The following is a 16,769-nucleotide window of genomic DNA, read 5'->3' on the forward strand; positions in this document are numbered from 1 at the left end:
GCTCATTCGCCCCGGTACAACTGGCGCTTGTCGATGTAGCGCACGACGCCGTCCGGCACCAGGTACCAGACGGGATCGCCCGCGGCGACCCGCGCCCGGCAGTCCGACGAGGAGATGGCCAGCGCGGGCACCTCGACCAGGGAGACCCCGCCCTCGGGCAGCCCGTCGTCCGACAGGTCGTGTCCGGGACGGGTCACCCCGATGAAGTGGGCGAGCGAGAAGAGTTCCTCGGCGTTGCGCCATCCCGGCATGATCTGGGACAGCGCGTCCGCTCCGGTGATGAAGAACAGGTCCGTGTCCTCGTTGAGGTCACGCAGGTCCCGCAGCGTGTCGATGGTGTACGTCGGTCCGCCGCGGTCGATGTCGATGCGGCTGACCGAGAACTGCGGGTTGGACGCCGTCGCGATGACCGTCATCAGGTAACGGTCCTCCGCCGGGGAGACGTTCTTGTGGCTCTTCTGCCACGGCTGCCCGGTCGGTACGAACACCACCTCGTCCAGGTGGAACAGGGCGGCCACCTCGCTGGCGGCCACCAGGTGTCCGTGGTGGATCGGGTCGAACGTCCCGCCCATCACGCCGAGTCGGCGCTTGCCGGAACTGGTCGGCACTTGCTGGTCTCCCATGCGTGCAGAGCCTACTGGCACGGCACCGCGGGCGGTCCCGGCGGTCGCGGGGTGGGGCGGCCGGGGATCAGCGGTCGCGGTTGAAGCGCGTGGTGATCCACAGCAGCAGGAGCAGCACGACGAAGGCGCCGCCGCCGGTGAGGTACGGGTTGAGGCTGGCGTGATTGCCGTGCTCGGCGCCCTCGGCGAGCGTGACGAGACTGGCGGCGGTGGTGGGGAGGCTCATCTTCGGCAGGACCTATCCATCGGAGTCGGAGCGGAGACTTCGCGCACATCGTATGCGGGCCGTCCGGGCACGCTCACGCCGACTCAGTCGTTGTCGCCGGTGTCGCGCTGTCCGCGCGGCGGGAACCGGGCGGGCGGGGCGGCTCCGGCGAGGCGGACGGCCGGCACGATCCGGAGCGTGTCGCCGGGTCTCGCGGAGCGAAGGCGGCGGTCGGCGGCGCGACGGCGCCCGGCACGGCGGTGTGCCCCTCGGCGCTCCATCGGCGCTCCATCGGCGCTCCCCGGTTGTCCACAGGCTCGTTCACACCGTGGCTTCAGCGCCTACGCTGGGGGCCGTCAGGGGGACGAGACAGGTCTCGTACGGAGATGGGGGCATTTTCATGACCGACGGCAGCCACGAGAACGTACCGAGCAGGCAGCGCAGGCGGTTCCCGGGCCTTTCGTCCCGGGCCTACGAACACCCGGCGGACCGGTCGGCACTCGTCGCCCTGCGCAAGCTCAGCGGCTTCGACACGGTCTTCAAGGCGCTGAGCGGGCTGCTGCCGGAGCGCAGCCTGCGGCTGCTGTTCCTGTCCGACTCGGTGCGGGTGGGTGACGCGCAGTTCACCCACCTCAACGGCATGCTGCGGGACGCCTGTTACATCCTGGACCTGGAGAAGGTCCCCGCGATGTACGTCACGCAGGACCCGAAGCCGAACGCCATGTGCATCGGCCTGGACGAGCCGATCATCGTCGTGACGACCGGGCTGATCGAGCTGCTGGACGAGGAGGAGATGCGGGCGGTCGTCGGGCACGAGGTGGGCCACGCGCTGTCGGGTCACGCCGTGTACCGCACGGTGCTGCTGTTCCTGACCAACCTGGCGCTGAAGGTCGCCTGGATCCCCCTCGGCAACGTCGCGATCATGGCGATCGTGACGGCGCTGCGCGAGTGGTTCCGCAAGTCCGAGCTGTCGGCTGACCGGGCCGGGCTGCTGGTGGGCCAGGACCTACGGGCCTCGATGCGCGGGCTGATGAAGATAGCCGGCGGCAACCACCTGCACGAGATGAACGTGGACGCGTTCCTGGAGCAGGCGGAGGAGTACGAGGCCGGGGGCGACCTGCGCGACTCGGTGCTGAAGATCCTGAACGTGCTGCCCCGCTCGCACCCGTTCACCACGGTGCGGGCCGCCGAGCTGAAGAAGTGGGCCGAGAGCCGCGACTACCAGCGGATCATGGACGGCCACTACCCGCGCCGCTCGGAGGACAAGGACACGTCGGTCACGGATTCCTTCCGCGAGTCCGCGTCCCACTACGCCGAGTCGGTGCGCGGCAGCAAGGACCCGCTGATGAAGCTGGTCGGCGACATAGCCGGCGGCGCGGGTGACCTGGGCGGCAAGCTCCGCGACCGGTTCACCGGCGGTTCCGGCGGTACGGGCCGACCGGGCGGCGACGGCCCGGCCGCCTCGGACTGACCGCGCCCCCACCGGCACAGCGCCCCGTCGGCACACAGCGGCGTCCGGCGGACCGCGCCGCCGGTCGGCCCGGTCCCCGTCACCGCCCGTCCCGGCCCCCTCCGCCCCTCCCCCCGGTGGCGGGCGCCGGGCGGACGGGAGCCGGGAGGGCGGGCTGGGTCAAGGGCGCCAGGGCGCCGCAGAGGGCGGGCGCGGCCCGGGTGCCGGTGGCGTACGGGTCGGTGAGCCCGGGCCCCTCCGGAGTGGCGCGGTGTCCGGCGAGCACGGGGTGCAGGAAGCCCGCCGGGTCGGCCGAGCAGGACTGGGGGCCGGCCTGCACGCGGCTGGTCAGCACCTCCGCGCGGTGCATCCGCAGGTCCTCGCGGTCGAAGCGGAAGATCAGCTCGCGGCGCACGGTGAACAGCGAGGCGTCGGCGGCGGGAGCCGCGCCGGCCGGGCGCACCGCGTAGACGAGGGTGTGGTCCGACGCCACCTCCAGGGTGTCCGGCCCCACCTCCGCCACCCGCATCGTCCCCCGTACCCGCGTGGCGGTGTCCGCGAGCGCCACCTCGGCCGTGTCGAAGCGCACCAGCCAGCCGGTCGCGGCGTGCCGCCCGTCATCGGCCGGGGAGTCGACACTGCGGTCGAACTGCTCCAGCTGGTCGGGATCGAGCAGCAGCCGGATCTGCCGGACGGCGTCGCCGGTGACGACGTCCGGGTCGAGCGAGGACAGCACCAGGTAGTCCTTGGCGGTGCTCAGCGCGGTGACCACATGGCCCACGGAGAAGTGGGCGGTGCGCCGGGCGGCCGGGAGGGTGACCCCGGCGGCGCCGGAGCGGAACGACGCGGCGGGACTGCGGGCGTACAGGGCGGCGGGATCCCCGCCGGGGACCGTGCCCCGCGGGGCGAGCGATACCACCGTGGTCAGCAGCGGCTCGGCGCGCCGCTCGGCCGACGGCTGGTAGGCGTTGCGGGCGCTCAGGTACACCACGGCGGCGAAGGTCACCGCGAGGACCAGCACGAAGAGCAGGGCGCCGTGCCGGGGGCGGGCACCGGTGAGTGGCGGCACCTCCCCCTCGGGACGGCTCCGTACGGCCCGGGCGCTGTCCTCCAGGCGTTCCCGCGCCGAGTACTCCTGGAGGCGGGCAGCGCGGACGAACGACTCGTCGAAGACGACGGACCCGTACTCGTCCTCACCGCCGCCGGGGATTCCGTCGGGTGTCCCCTCGGGCGGGTCGCCACGCCCTGCCATACCTTCAGGGTAGGTCCGCGGAGGGTCCGGTAAACGCGCTGGTACGGGACAACACGCGGGCGGCCCTAGGGTGTTCGCGGCAGCGTCGGCACGGGTGCGGCACCATGCCCGGCGGAGGCCGGGGACGCGGTGCGGGCGGGCGGGGCGCGGTGCGGGCCGGTACCGACCCGGTCGGTGACCTCGGGTCCGGTGCGGGCGGGCGCCGGGGGCGCGGGTGGTGTGTCGACGCCGCTGGTCGCGGGCGCCGGCACCTGCCCGCCGCGCCCGCCGGAGGAGGATCCCCGGTAGACGGCCGTGAAGGCGAGGGCGACCATCCCGACGCCCATCACCACCGCGAGGACCCACGCCACCGGCCGGTGCCAGCGGGAGCTGGGCCGGTAGGGCCGCAGGGCGCCGCCGTGCGCCCCGTAGGGACCGGCGTTGTCGGCGGGCCCGTACCGGTCGGCGTACCCCGGCGCGCGGGCCCCTGGCGCGTACCCGTCGCCGTAGGGGTCGTCGGCGGAAGCACCGCCCGCGCCGGCCCGCGCGGCCTCGGCGTCGGCCCGCGCCCGGGCGGCGGCCAACAGGCGTTCCACGGCGCTGGGTTCATGGATCACGGCGGCCCGGACGAAGTCCTCGTCGAACACCACGGAGGCGAAGTCGTCGTCGGCGCCCCCGCGGTCGTCGTCGGGCTCCCAGCCGTCCGGGAACGGCCTGCCCCCCACGTCGTCCGGCACGGTCCCAGCGTAGACCGAGGAGGTGCTTTTGGGCAGGGAGCGCGGCAAACCCCGCTCACCCGGCCCAGCCGCCACGGCTACCGTGTGTGACCGTCACCCGTCACGATGTACTTGGTCGACGTCAGCTCCGGCAGCCCCATCGGACCCCGCGCGTGGAGCTTCTGCGTCGAGATGCCGATCTCGGCGCCGAAGCCGAACTGGCCGCCGTCCGTGAAGCGGGTGGAGGCGTTGACCGCGACCGTCGTGGAGTCCACCAGCTGGGTGAAGCGGCGGGCGGCTGCCTGGGAGGTGGTGACGATGGCCTCGGTGTGGCCGGAGGTCCAGAGCCGGATGTGGCCCACGGCGGCGTCCAGCGAGTCGACGACGGCCGCGGCGATGTCGTACGACAGGTACTCGGTCTCCCAGTCCTCGGCCGTGGCCGCCACCACGGTGGCCTTGGAGGCACCGGCGTAGGACTGCACCCGCTCGTCGCCGTGGACGGTGACGCCGGCCTCGGCGAGGGCGTCCAGGGCGCGCGGCAGGAAGGCGTCGGCGATGTCCTGGTGGACGAGGAGCGTCTCGGCGGCGTTGCAGACGCTGGGCCGCTGCGCCTTGGAGTTGATCAGGATGTCGACGGCCATGTCCAGATCGGCCTGGGCGTCGACGTAGACGTGGCAGTTGCCGGTGCCGGTCTCGATGACCGGGACGGTGGACTGCTCGACGACGGTGCGGATCAGGGAGGCGCCGCCGCGCGGGATCAGGACGTCGACCAGGCCGCGGGCGCGCATCAGCTCGCGCACCGAGTCGCGGGACTCGCCCGGCACCAGCTGCACCGCGTCCGCCGGCAGCCCCGCGCCGCCGACGGCGTCCCGCAGGACGCGGACCAGGGCGGTGTTGGAGGAGTACGCGGAGGAGGAGCCGCGCAGCAGGACCGCGTTCCCGGACTTCAGGCAGAGCGCGGCGGCGTCGACCGTCACGTTGGGCCGGGCCTCGTAGATGATGCCGACCACGCCGAGCGGGACGCGGACCTGCCGCAGGTCGATGCCGTTGGGCAGGGTGGAGCCGCGCACCACCTCGCCGACCGGGTCGGGCAGCGCGGCCACGTCCCGGACGTCGGCGGCGATGGCCCGCACCCGCTCGGGGGTGAGCGTCAGCCGGTCGATGATCGACTCGCTGGTGCCGGCCTCCCGGGCCCGCGCGACGTCCTCGGCGTTGGCCTCGACGATCTCGCTCGTGCGGACCTCCAGCGCGTCCGCGATCGCCAGCAGCGCGTCGTCCTTGGCCGCGCGCGGGAGTGGCGCGATTTCGGCGGACGCGGCGCGCGCCCGGTAGGCGGCGCGGGTGACCGGGGTCATGTCGTCGTACGGCGTGACGGACGGCGAGGTTGCGGAGGCGGGGGAATGCGACGAGGTCATACTCGCAGCGTAATGCGCTCCGGACGGGCATCCCTCACGCATCCCGCTCTGCGAGACACCCCGTGGCCCGGTACGTCAGTACGGGTGAACCCCCACGGGGGCGGCCGGCGGCGGACCGTACCCCTCCGCGATCCGCAGGTGGTACGTCTCGCGGTCGATGACCTCCAGACCGACGATCTCCCACGGCGGCAGCTTGGCGCTCTGCCGGTGCTCGCCCCACAGCCGCAGGGCGACGGCGGCCGCGTCGTGCAGGTCGCGGGCCTCCTCCCAGTACCGGATCTCGGCGTGGTCGTCGGCGTACCGGCTGGTCAGCAGGAACGGATGGTCGTGGGCGAGCTGCTCCAGGGCCCGTCTGACGTCCTTGAGCGGGGCCGCCTGACCGGAGACGCTCAGGGTGATGTGCCACAGCTTGGACACCGGGCGGTCCGGGGTCCGCAGCGGCGCCGTCGTCGACGCCGGCTTCGTCGAAGTCGGCCCCGGCCTCGACACTCGTCAAGGCGCGTTCGGCCGTCCCTCGGGGCAGAGCCCCCGGGCGCGCTCGTCTCACCGGCGGCCTCCTGTGTGTACGTCGTGTGCTGTCACCCCGCCCACCCCTGAGACAAAGTTGACCAGTCCCGCGCGGGACGTGGGGCGGTTTTGGTGAAGCTCTCCGGCGGATGGCGGGACTTTCAGCCGTTCTGGGGCTGGTCTAGGCCTCCAGGACGACGAGATCGTCCCTGTGTACGACCTCCTTCTCGTACGCCGGGCCCAGCTCCCTGGCCAGCTCTCGGGTGGACCGTCCGAGGAGCTGGGGGATCTCCTTGGCGTCGAAGGTGACGAGTCCCCGTGCGACGGCCCGGCCGGAGGCGTCGCGCAGCTCGACGGGGTCCCCCGCCGCGAAGTCGCCCTCGACGGCCGCGATGCCCGCCGGCAGCAGGGACTTGCGGCCCTCGACGACCGCCCGCACCGCGCCGTCGTCCAGGATCAGGGCGCCCTGCGGGGTGGAGGCGTGGGCCAGCCACAGCAGCCGGTCCGCGGAGCGGCGGCCGGTGCGGCGGAAGTAGGTGCCGGTGTCCCGGCCGGCGAGGGCGTCGGCGGCGCGGCTGGCGGAGGTGAGCACGACGGGTACGCCGGCGGCGGCGGCGATCCGGGCGGCCTCCACCTTGGTGACCATGCCGCCGGTGCCGACGCCCGCCTTGCCGGCCGAGCCGATCTCGACGCCCTCCAGGTCGGCGGGGCCGTGCACCTCCGCGATGCGCGAGGTGCCCGGCGTGGACGGGTCGCCGTCGTAGAGCCCGTCCACGTCGGAGAGCAGGACGAGCAGGTCGGCCCTGACCAGGTGGGCCACGAGGGCGGCGAGCCGGTCGTTGTCGCCGAACCGGATCTCGTCGGTGGCGACCGTGTCGTTCTCGTTGACGACCGGCAGGGCGCCCATGGCGAGCAGCTGGTCGAGGGTCCGGTAGGCGTTGCGGTAGTGGGCGCGGCGGCTGGTGTCGTCGGTGGTGAGCAGGACCTGGCCGACGCGTACGCCGTAGCGGGCGAAGGAAGCGGTGTAGCGGGCGACCAGGAGCCCCTGGCCGACGCTGGCGGCGGCCTGCTGGCGGGCCAGGTCCTTGGGGCGCCGGGCGAGGCCGAGCGGTGCGAGGCCGGCGGCGATGGCGCCGGAGGAGACCAGGACGATCTCCTTCTCACCTCCGCTGCGGACCTTGGCCAGTACGTCGACGAGCGCGTCGACGCGGTCGGCGTCGAGGCCGCCGGAGGCGGTGGTCAGGGAGGACGAACCGACCTTGACGACGATCCTGCGGGCTTCCGTCACGTACTGTCTTGCCACTGTCACATGGGAAATCTATGCCAGGAGCGGCTCGCGGCGCTCGCGCGTTCCATCGGATGGACACGCCGCCGGACACCACGGGACAGCGCCGCTCGCCCCGCCGCACGCCGGGCCGGGCGGGCCGCCCGGGTCAGGTACTCCCCCGCGCCCACCCGGCCCGCCGCAGCACCCGCCCCGCCAGCCGGCGGGCCCGGCGGCGGGTGACGCCCAAGTGGCCGGGCGCGCCCCGCACTTCGTACGCGCTGTCCGGGATGCCCACCGCCGGGTCGCGGAAGTGCGGGTACGCCAGGTACTCGCGGCCCCACCGGCGTACCCGCTCGGGCGGCGGGCCCTGCTGGAGGCGGGTGACCACGTCGACGAGGGCGTCGGGCCGGTTCAGGGCCACACACGTCAGGCGCAGCCGGTCCTCGGTCTTCAGGCGCCCGGCCAGGCCCGGCGTCCAGTGGGCGGCCATCAGCGGCGCGGCCAGCTCCATCTTGGCGAGCAGGACGTCGCGCGGCTGACGGAGCACGACGGGGCCGAACTGCGGGAGCAGCGTGACGGTGAACGGCCGCATCATGAGCAGGTCGCGGCGCTCCCCCGCCGGTACGTGGGCGGCGATGAGCTCGGTCAGGGCCCTGGCCGAGGCGAAGCGGGGAACGTAACCGCCGGTCTTCGTCAGGTGCTTGCCGTCCTCCCGGCCCACCAGGTAGTAGCAGGTGTAGTCGGCGACCACCGAGACGCCGCTGCCGCGCAGGTACGCCTCCAGTGTGAACAGCGCGTCCTCGCCGGTCGTGAGCGACTCGTCGAAGCGCATGCCGTGCCGCACGAGCAGGTCGCGGCGGAAGAGTTTCTGGGCGCTGAGGGTGTACTTGACGTTGGACCGGTAGATGTCGGCGCGTTCGACGGTCTCCTTCCACATGGACTTGGCGGCGTTGCGGTTGACGCCGACGGTCCTGCCGAGCACCACGTCGGTGCCGGCCCGGTCCGCCATGGTGACGAGCCGTTCCAGTGCCTCGTCGCCGAAGTGGTCGTCGGCGTCGAGGAAGAAGACGTACCGGCCCCGGGCGAGGGCGAGTCCGGTGTTGCGCGGGCCGCTGGGGCCACCGGAGTTGGCCTGCCGGACGACGCGGGTGGCGACCTTCGAGCGGGCGGCGAACTCCTCCAGGTACTCCCCCGTGCCGTCGGTCGAGCCGTCGTCGACGGCGACGATCTCGATCCGGTCGGCCCCCAGCGTCTGCGCCTCGACCGATGCCAGGCACTTCACCAGGTACGGCATGGCCTCGTAGGCCCCGATGATCACGCTGACATCGGGAGTGTTCTCAGTCATCGGCACCCACTGCTCGATCCACCTGGACGGACGAAGGTCGTCCGTCATGGTGCCCGCCGCGCGTATCCGTACGGTGACGGCACGCACAGCGGCCCGTAAGTACGCCTCGTACGAGGGACTCACGGGCCGCGGGGTGTACGTCCGCTTCATGCCGAAGGGCGGGGACGACCGGGGCTCAGCGTGCCGCGGCGGCCTCCTGGGCGCCCTTCTCCGCCACGGTGTCGAGGGCGGCGCCGACCGGCTCCTCGCCGGCGCCCTCGGCCTCCTGGTCCAGCTCGCCGATCCGCTCGCCGGCCAGCCGCTGCGCCACGCCGTCGTTGCGGGCCTCCGCCCTGGCGGCCAGCGCGCGCACGGCGGCGTCGAACCGCTCGATCGAGGTCGGCTCGTCGGGCCCGAGCAGGTACCGCTTGAGCCGCTTGCGCTCCCCGGCGAGCGGGTCGGCGGCCGGGTCGGCCACGGCGGCCAGCAGTTCGTCGAGCTCCACGGCGTCGTTGGAGAGGATCACCGCGGCACGGACGGCGGTGTTCTGGCGCCTGAACTCCTCGGCGCCCAGCCCGGCGGAGTCCGTCACCGCGTACGGCTTGCCGCTCGCGATGAAGTCGGACACCACGCTGGAGATGTCGGAGACCATGCCGTCGGCCTCGTTGAAGCAGTCGTACAGCTTCGGCTCGGCGCCGGTGACGACCTTGTGCTCCCACCAGCCGAAGGAGCGCCAGTACGCGTCGTTCCACTCGGCCCGCAGCCGCTTGATCTCGGCGAGGCGGTGGGGATCGGCGAGCGAGACGCGCGACTCCTCGGCCTCGTCGCCGCCCTTACGGCCGGGGGCGGCGAGCTGCGCGATCCGCGCCTCGACACGGGTCAGCTCGGCGCGGGCCGACGCGTGCGACGGCCGGGCGGCGGTGATCTCCTTCGCCCAGCGGGGGTCGGCGGCGCGCTCGGCGTTGGCGGCGGCGACCATCTTCTGCAGGCGCTCGTCGACGGCCTTGGCCTTCTTGTCGACGAGTCCGGTGAAGGGGTGCGGCTTGTAGATCACCCGGACCGGCCGCGGCGCGTTCAGCAGCCGCCTCATGATGTTCTCGCCGGCCAGCAGCAGCGAGGTGTTGCCGGGGTTGTTGTCCCAGCCCTCCCAGGTGGGGGCGTACAGGACCGTGGGGATGGGGTTGCCGGGGGTGCCCGTCCAGGTCCTGATCGGCGCGAGCTGGGGGCGGCCGACCTCGACGATGTCCTCGTCGCGGACGCCGACGTCGGCCAGCGCGTAGCGGTCGCGCCCGGCCCGGCCGGCGGTCCACACCTCGTCGTACACCTTGGAGAAGGGGTTGACGCTGGCGAGCTTGTCGCTGTCGCCGTGGCCGATGAAAACGTGCTTCATGGTGGGCACGCGCAGCATGTGGATGTTCTTGCCGACGTTGGCGGGGTAGAGCGTCACGCGGATCGACGACAGGTCCATCGCCATGAGGTGCTGGCCGCCGGGAACGCACAGGATCGGTACGGAGGTCGGCTGGAGCTTCTGCACCAGGGTGCGCTCGCGCATGATGATGACCGGCCGGCCGGCGATCTGCTCCATCGTCTCCAGCCACATGTTGACCTGGTACGCGGAGTCGTCGGAGCCGGAGAAGTACAGGGCCACCGTCGGCTGGTACTCGCGCAGCCAGGTACCGACGGCCTTGAGGACGGCGCCCGTGGCCGGCGCCCGGCGCTTGCGGCGCAGGTGGGGGACGAGGGCGACGGTGTAGAGGAGGCCGAGCCCGAGGGTCACGGCGGCACCCGCGTAGCCGATGACGTTCCGGCCGGAGGCGACCGCCGCGATCACGCCCGCCATGGCGGGGATGTCGAGGTGGAGCATCTTCTCGGCGGAGCGGTTGAGCAGCGCCTGCGGCGGGGCGTCGGGGATGCGTACGGCGTTGAGGTCGATGTTCCGGGTGACGACCGGCATGGTGCGGCGCAGCCGGATGAGCGTGGCGAGGGCGCCCTGCGGGGCCTGGAGGCCGTAGAAGAGCAGGAAGCAGGCGACCGCCGCGTAGAACAGGGGCTGGTCGGCGGAGCCCTCGCGGGCGAGCAGCAGGACCAGCAGCAGCTGGCGCAGCAGGAAGCGGATGGCGAGACCGGCCCGGACCTTGCTCAGCCGGTTGATCAGGTAACTGTCCTTCTGGTGCAGATACCAGTCGGCGACGTAGGTCACGGCACCGGCGGCCGCGAAGAACCAGAGGTTCGGGAGGAGGGCGGCGAGCATGACGCACGGATAACCCAGTCCCATGAGGACTGCCGCGGCGAGCTCTGACGCGCTGCCCACACGTGCCAGGCGAATGGCGGTCGAAATCACGAAGAACCTGCTCCAGAAAGGGGGTGCCGGTTTTTTTCACAGGGACAAGACTCCCGTGAAGGTGGGGGACTTCACGGACTTGCTTTGCGAAGTCCTCGCGGACTTCGCCGACTCTTACGAACTCGGGCCTCTGCATTCGCTTAATGCGACACAGAGGCCCGAAGAACACATCTGGCGAGTATTACACATCTTCCTGTCGGTCCAGCACCGAGGCGAGGGCCTGCTCGAAGCCGGACGCCTCGCTCGCCCCACGTGTGGGGTCCTGCTGCCGTACGTCGATGACATGGCCGGTGAGCTCGGAGAGCAGCACGTCCAGGGAGGTCCGGGCCACGGCCTCGGAGGACAGCAGCGAACCGGCGGGCTCCTGGCCGAACGCCTTCGTGCGCATCGGCGTGGCGGTGCGCTCCGGGTTGACGCAATTCACTCGGATTCCTTCGCCGGCCCATTCGTCGGCGAGGGCCTGGGTGAGATTCACCATGGCGGCCTTGGTGGAGGAGTAAAGGCTGTACTCGGCCCGGCCGCGGGTGTAGCTGGAGGACGTGTAGAGCAGCAGCTGCCCCTTGGTCTCGACCAGGTATTTGTGCGAGGCGCGGGCGATCTGCACGGGTGCCAGGTAATTGACGTTCAGCGCTTCCTGAATGGTCGCGGTGTCGGTTTCGGCGAGCTTGCCGATGCGCAGGACGCCCGCCGTGTTGATGACGTAGTCGATGCGGCCGCTCTCCGCGTACGCCGTGGCGAGCGCCTCCTCGACGTGCGCGGGGTTCTCGACGTGCGTGCCGGTGGTGGAGCGGCCCAGGGCGTACACCGTGGCGCCGTACCGCTCGGCGAGGGCGGCGATGTCGGCGCCGATGCCGTACGAACCGCCGAAGACGACGAGCGTCCGGCCGGACAGCAGCTCGCGGTAGGCGGCCTCGTCGGCCTGGCGCGGGGCGGCGGTGGAGGCCAGCTGGAACAGCTTGTCGGCGATGAACACGTCGACGGGCTGGGTGACCTTCATGTTGTACTCGTCGCCCGCGACGACGTAGATCGGCACGTCCGGCAGGTAGCGCAGGACGACGCTGCAGTCGTCGGTCGCCTGGAAGTTGGGGTCGCCGGCCGCGATCTCGTAGGCCCGGCGGATCGTGGAGAGCTTGAACGCCTGCGGCGTCTGGCCGCGGCGCAGCCGGGAGCGGTCGGGTACGTCGGTGATGAACTCGCCGTCCTCGCCGTGGGTGCGGGTCACGATGATCGTGTCCGCGGACGGGATGGCGACGTCGACGGCGTGGTAGCGGTCGAGGGCGTCGACACAGTCCTTGATGACGCGCTGTGACAGAAGCGGACGCACCGCGTCGTGGAAGAGGACGTTGAGGTCCTCGCCCTCGCCGAGGCCCTCGCCCAGCGCCCGGATGGCGCGCTCGGTGGTCTCGTTGCGGGTGGCACCGCCCTCGATGACGCGGGTGACCTTGGTGAGGCCCGCCTTGGCGATGATCTTCTCGACGTCGGGCACGAAACCCGGCGCCATCAGCACGATCACGTCGTCGACGCAGTCGGCCTGCTCGAAGATCGTCAGCGTGTGCTCGATGACCGCCTTGCCCGCGATCTTCAGCAGCTGCTTCGGGATCGCGAGACCCACGCGCTGGCCGGTACCGCCGGCGAGCACGACAGCTGTGGTGCGGGTCTTGGCTTCATGCGGCGCTGACACAGAACGACCTACCTTGCGACGACTGGGGGACGGGCTGATGGTCGCACTCTCCGTGACCGTCTCGCAAGGCGGACAGCGGGCACCCCGTACCGGTGCGACACGTGGTGTTCACGCTGCGGCCGTGAAGGGCGGACGGGTGCCACGACGGCGTCCCGGTGACCGACATCACGCGGCCGGCTTGTCGACGACGCTGAGCACGAGGTCGTTGGCGGCGCTGTGGAAGAGGGTGACGACGACCCGGTCCCTGGGCCTGCCCGCCAGCTTCCTGGCGATGCCCCGCGCGAGGGCCAGCGGCTGCCTGGCACGCGGCTCGGCCGGGGGGTACGGGAACAGGGAGCCCTTCTCGACGACGTCGTCGAGGAAGCGCCCGAGCCGGACCGGTTCGGCGTCGGGCGCGTACCGCAGCCACAGGTCCCACACGTCGTGCGGGTCCTGCCGACGGGCGGCGGGGGCGGCGCAGGGGAAGGCGAGCCGGAGTCCGTCGGCGCCGTGGCGCGTCCCGGGGAAGGCCAGCTCCAGCGGGGCCCTGCCGCGCCGCCGCAGCAGCAGAACCGATTCTCCGCCGGGCTGGGCCGTGCCGTGGAGCCGCGCGGTGAGGGTGACCGTCCCGTCCTGAATCCGGACGTCGCCGACCTCGGCGTGGGCGGGGCGGACCCAGGAGCGCAGGTGCAGGGTGCCGGCCCTGGTGTACGGAACGAGCTGGCGGACCGGTTCGCCGGGGCGCTGCCGCCGCGCGGCGCGCATGGCGCCGCGCTGGTCGACGGCGCGGGTGGCGAGCGGTACGGCCTCGGGGGCGCCGGGCAGTTCGGCGCGGACGGGGTGGACGCCCTCGGTGAAGGGCGTACCGGCCGGGACGGTCGCGGTGCCGTCCGCGCCGAAGGGGAAGGCGTGCCCCCCGGTCACCAGGCGGGCGCCCTCACGGGGGGTGAGCAGCGTCACGGTGAGCGTGCCGTCGTCGGCCGCGACGCAGTCGGCGACGGTGGGCGCCCCGGGGGCGGGGGCGGGTGCCGGGCGCCGGGCCGCGCGGGGGGTGGCGGCGGCGCCCAGCTCGGTGAACAGCTCCTCGTACCGCGCGGCCACCGGGCCCGGGTCGAAGCGGCGGCCGTTGGCGAGGGCGGCGGCGCCCATCCGGCGGCGCAGCTCCGGGTCGTCGATGAGCCGGAGCAGCGCGGCGGCGATGGCGTCGACGTCGCCGACGGGTACGAGCAGGCCGTCCTCGCCGTCCGCGATGATCTCGCGCGGGCCGTAGTCGCAGTCGGTGGACACCACGGGCAGGCCGCAGCGCATCGCCTCGACGAGCGTCATGCCGAAGGACTCGTGGCGGGACGTGGACACGGCCAGCGCGCCCTTGACCCACTCGGGCTCGATCGGGGAGCGGGGGCCCATGAGGTGGACGCTGTTGTAGAGGCCCAGCTGGTCGATCCTCCGGCGCAGCCGGTCCTTCTGGTTGCCCCAGCCGCAGATGCGCAGCGTCCACTCGGGGCGCTGCGCGACGACCTTCGCGAACGCCTCGATCAGCACCTCGTACTGCTTCTCGGACGCCAGGCGGCCGGCCGTCACGATCGTGGTGCCCGAGGTGTCGGAGGGCGTGACGACCGGTGCGGGCACGCTGTTGGGGATGGCCAGCACCCGGGTGCCGGGCAGTGGCATCCGGGCGCGCCAGATGGCGGCGTCGCCCTCGGAGACGGTCACGAAGGCGTCGAGCCTCGGCAGGAACCGGGCCATCTCGGCCCGGAGTTCGGGCTTGTGGTGGTTGTGCGTCATGTGCTCCTGCCCGACGAGCACGGCGCCCTCGGGCGCGAAGGCCGCGACGTAGGCGACCAGTCCGGGCCGGGTGCCGATGACGACGTCGGCGTCGGAGCCGGCACCCGCGTAGTGGGCGCGGACGCGCTCGTCGGTGAGGCGGCTGTACTCCTTGTACCGCGCCTCGCTCCGCGGGAAGTCCTCGGCGGGCCGGAGGTGCTGCTCGTGCTTCGTCTCGTTGGCCGGGGAGGAGGGGCGGGTGTCGACGAGCGGTACGACGGTGATGCGCGGGTCGATCGCGAAGAGCGGCTCGTCCCGGTGCCGGAACACGGAGACGATCTCCACTTCGTGTCGTCCGGCCAGCTCCTCGGCGAGGTTCAGCGTGGTGCGGATGGTGCCGCCGATGCCGTAGATGGTGTGGATGAGGAAGGAGACCTTCATCAACGCTCCGTTCAAGTCAGCCGGGCCACCCATGGCCCCGCCCCCGGAGACAAGACGGTGATCCTTGGCCACAGGTTGTCCGGCTGGAGCGATATAAACCGGATTTTCTATCCCTTTTGCGACGCACGGCGCCCCCGCGCGGGGGCGTGCGGCGGGACACCCCCGCTCGGGGGCCCGCCGCACGCCCCGCTCGGGGGCGCGTCTCGCACGTCCGGCGCCGGGCGGCGGACGATCCGGGGGGATCGGTCCGGCGCCGGGCGGCGGGGATCAGAAGGGGTCGAAGCCGTCGAACTCCCGGTCCGCCTCGTCCCGCTCCGCCTGGCGGTCCTTGCGGCGCTGCGCGGCCGGGCGGGGGGCCTCCATGCGGTGGTCCTCGCCGCGGCGGCCGAGCATCTCCGCGCCCGCCATCATCGTGGGCTCCCAGTCGAAGACGACCGCGTCCTCCTCGGGACCGATGGCGACGCCGTCGCCCGCGCGGGCCCCGGCCTTCATCAGCTGGTCCTCGACGCCGAGGCGGTTGAGGCGGTCCGCCAGGTAGCCGACGGCCTCGTCGTTGGTGAAGTCCGTCTGGCGCACCCAGCGCTCCGGCTTCTCGCCGCGCACGCGGTACAGGCCGTCCTCCCCCAGCGTGACCGTGAAGCCCGCGTCGTCGACGGCCTTCGGGCGGATGACGATCCGGGTCGCCTCCTCCTTCGGCTTGGCCGCGCGCGCCTGGGCGACGATCTCGGCCAGCGCGAAGGACAGCTCCCTGAGGCCCATGTGGGCGACGGCGGACACCTCGAAGACGCGGTAGCCGCGCGCCTCCAGGTCCGGGCGGATCATGTCCGCGAGGTCCTTGCCGTCCGGGATGTCGATCTTGTTGAGGACGACGATACGGGGACGGTCGTCGAGGCCGCCGTACTGCCTCAGCTCCTCCTCGATGACGTCCAGGTCGGTCACCGGGTCGCGGTCGGACTCCAGCGTCGCCGTGTCCAGGACGTGGACAAGCACCGAGCAGCGCTCGACGTGGCGCAGGAACTCCAGGCCCAGACCGCGGCCCTGGCTGGCGCCCGGGATGAGGCCGGGGACGTCCGCGATGGTGTAGACGGTCGAGCCGGCGGTGACGACGCCCAGGTTCGGGACCAGGGTGGTGAAGGGGTAGTCCGCGATCTTGGGCTTGGCGGCGGACAGGACGGAGATCAGCGACGACTTGCCGGCGCTGGGGTACCCCACGAGCGCCACGTCCGCGACGGTCTTCAGCTCCAGGACGATGTCGCCGGACCGCCCCGGCTCGCCCAGCAGGGCGAAGCCCGGCGCCTTGCGGCGGGCCGAGGCCAGCGCCGCGTTGCCCAGCCCGCCGCGGCCGCCCTCGGCGGCGACGTACGAGGTGCCGTGCCCGACCATGTCGGCCAGCACGTTGCCCTGCCCGTCGAGGACGACCGTGCCGTCCGGCACCGGCAGGACCAGGTCCTGCCCGTCCTTGCCGGACCGGTTGCCGCCCTCGCCGGGCTTGCCGTTGGTGGCCTTGCGGTGCGGCGAGTGGTGATAGTCCAGGAGCGTGGTGACGGACTGGTCGACGACCAGGATCACGTCGCCGCCCCGGCCGCCGTTGCCCCCGTCGGGGCCGCCGAGCGGCTTGAACTTCTCACGGTGGACGGAGGCACAGCCGTGGCCTCCGTTACCCGCGGCGACATGCAGCTCGACGCGGTCCACGAAGGTGGTCATGTTCTGTGCCTCCAGTTACGACAGTTACGTGCGGAAATGTCTACGTGTTAACACGCGAAGGGCGGACCCGCTTCCCGAATACGTCCGGGAAGTGAGGTCCGCCCTCGCAAAGAACCGAGCA

At 72.5% G+C, this 16,769-nt stretch carries 13 protein-coding genes and 1 pseudogene; 1 reads left to right on the plus strand and 13 read right to left on the minus strand.

All coding sequences use genetic code 11. The features are described 5' to 3' along the window. Positions 1 to 2: 2 nt before the first annotated feature. The 3 genes from nadD to IE109_RS15380 all read right to left on the minus strand — a co-directional run bounded on the left by nadD (position 3) and on the right by IE109_RS15380 (position 1,109). The gene (gene nadD, locus IE109_RS15370) at positions 3 to 623 is read right to left on the minus strand and encodes a nicotinate-nucleotide adenylyltransferase (protein WP_189551438.1); all 621 of its coding nucleotides are present in this window, start codon (positions 621 to 623) and stop codon (positions 3 to 5) included. A 67-nt stretch (positions 624 to 690) separates the two neighbouring features. Beyond that, positions 691 to 849: a hypothetical protein gene (locus tag IE109_RS15375; RefSeq protein ID WP_189551439.1), complete on the minus strand. Its 159-nt coding sequence runs from the start codon at positions 847 to 849 to the stop codon at positions 691 to 693. An 83-nt stretch (positions 850 to 932) separates the two neighbouring features. Beyond that, positions 933 to 1,109: a hypothetical protein gene (locus IE109_RS15380; protein WP_189551440.1), complete on the minus strand. Its 177-nt coding sequence runs from the start codon at positions 1,107 to 1,109 to the stop codon at positions 933 to 935. A 119-nt stretch (positions 1,110 to 1,228) separates the two neighbouring features. Here IE109_RS15380 and IE109_RS15385 point away from each other — a divergent pair, with 119 nt between their 5' ends. Further along, positions 1,229 to 2,299: a M48 family metallopeptidase gene (locus tag IE109_RS15385; protein WP_189551441.1), complete on the plus strand. Its 1,071-nt coding sequence runs from the start codon at positions 1,229 to 1,231 to the stop codon at positions 2,297 to 2,299. A gap of 79 nt (positions 2,300 to 2,378) precedes the next feature. Here the strand turns inward: IE109_RS15385 and IE109_RS15390 are convergent, their stop codons facing one another. From IE109_RS15390 to obgE, 10 genes and pseudogenes are all read right to left on the minus strand, one after another. Continuing rightward, complete coding sequence (locus IE109_RS15390; protein WP_229891082.1) at positions 2,379 to 3,530, minus strand: SCO2583 family membrane protein; 1,152 nt, start codon at positions 3,528 to 3,530, stop codon at positions 2,379 to 2,381. A 65-nt stretch (positions 3,531 to 3,595) separates the two neighbouring features. Further along, the gene (locus IE109_RS15395) at positions 3,596 to 4,246 is read right to left on the minus strand and encodes an SCO2584 family spore wall biosynthesis protein (RefSeq protein WP_189551442.1); all 651 of its coding nucleotides are present in this window, start codon (positions 4,244 to 4,246) and stop codon (positions 3,596 to 3,598) included. Positions 4,247 to 4,323: 77 nt separating this feature from the next. Beyond that, positions 4,324 to 5,640, minus strand: a complete 1,317-nt coding sequence (locus IE109_RS15400) for a glutamate-5-semialdehyde dehydrogenase (protein ID WP_189551443.1) — start codon at positions 5,638 to 5,640, stop codon at positions 4,324 to 4,326. 75 nt (positions 5,641 to 5,715) lie between these two features. Beyond that, a pseudogene (locus tag IE109_RS15405) lies at positions 5,716 to 6,187 on the minus strand (DUF8830 family protein). Between the two features lie 141 nt (positions 6,188 to 6,328). After that, entirely contained in the window at positions 6,329 to 7,456 is a 1,128-nt protein-coding gene (proB, locus tag IE109_RS15410) for a glutamate 5-kinase (RefSeq protein ID WP_373297711.1), read from the minus strand. Between the two features lie 124 nt (positions 7,457 to 7,580). Continuing rightward, a complete protein-coding gene (locus IE109_RS15415; RefSeq protein WP_189551444.1) occupies positions 7,581 to 8,759 on the minus strand; it encodes a glycosyltransferase family 2 protein in 1,179 nt (392 codons plus the stop codon). A 175-nt stretch (positions 8,760 to 8,934) separates the two neighbouring features. Next, positions 8,935 to 11,079, minus strand: coding sequence for a hypothetical protein (locus IE109_RS15420; RefSeq protein WP_229891086.1), 2,145 nt, complete (start codon positions 11,077 to 11,079; stop codon positions 8,935 to 8,937). 181 nt (positions 11,080 to 11,260) lie between these two features. After that, positions 11,261 to 12,760 carry a bifunctional cytidylyltransferase/SDR family oxidoreductase gene (locus IE109_RS15425; RefSeq protein WP_189551445.1) on the minus strand — a complete coding sequence of 500 codons (1,500 nt, stop codon included), beginning with the start codon at positions 12,758 to 12,760 and terminating at the stop codon, positions 11,261 to 11,263. A gap of 165 nt (positions 12,761 to 12,925) precedes the next feature. Then, the gene (locus IE109_RS15430; RefSeq protein WP_189551446.1) at positions 12,926 to 14,944 is read right to left on the minus strand and encodes a glycosyltransferase family 4 protein; all 2,019 of its coding nucleotides are present in this window, start codon (positions 14,942 to 14,944) and stop codon (positions 12,926 to 12,928) included. 267 nt (positions 14,945 to 15,211) lie between these two features. Next, the gene (gene obgE, locus IE109_RS15435) at positions 15,212 to 16,648 is read right to left on the minus strand and encodes a GTPase ObgE (protein ID WP_189551447.1); all 1,437 of its coding nucleotides are present in this window, start codon (positions 16,646 to 16,648) and stop codon (positions 15,212 to 15,214) included. Between the last annotated feature and the right edge of the window lie 121 nt (positions 16,649 to 16,769).

The organism is Streptomyces lavendofoliae, from assembly GCF_014649735.1.
Classification (GTDB): Bacteria; Actinomycetota; Actinomycetes; order Streptomycetales; family Streptomycetaceae; genus Streptomyces; species Streptomyces lavendofoliae.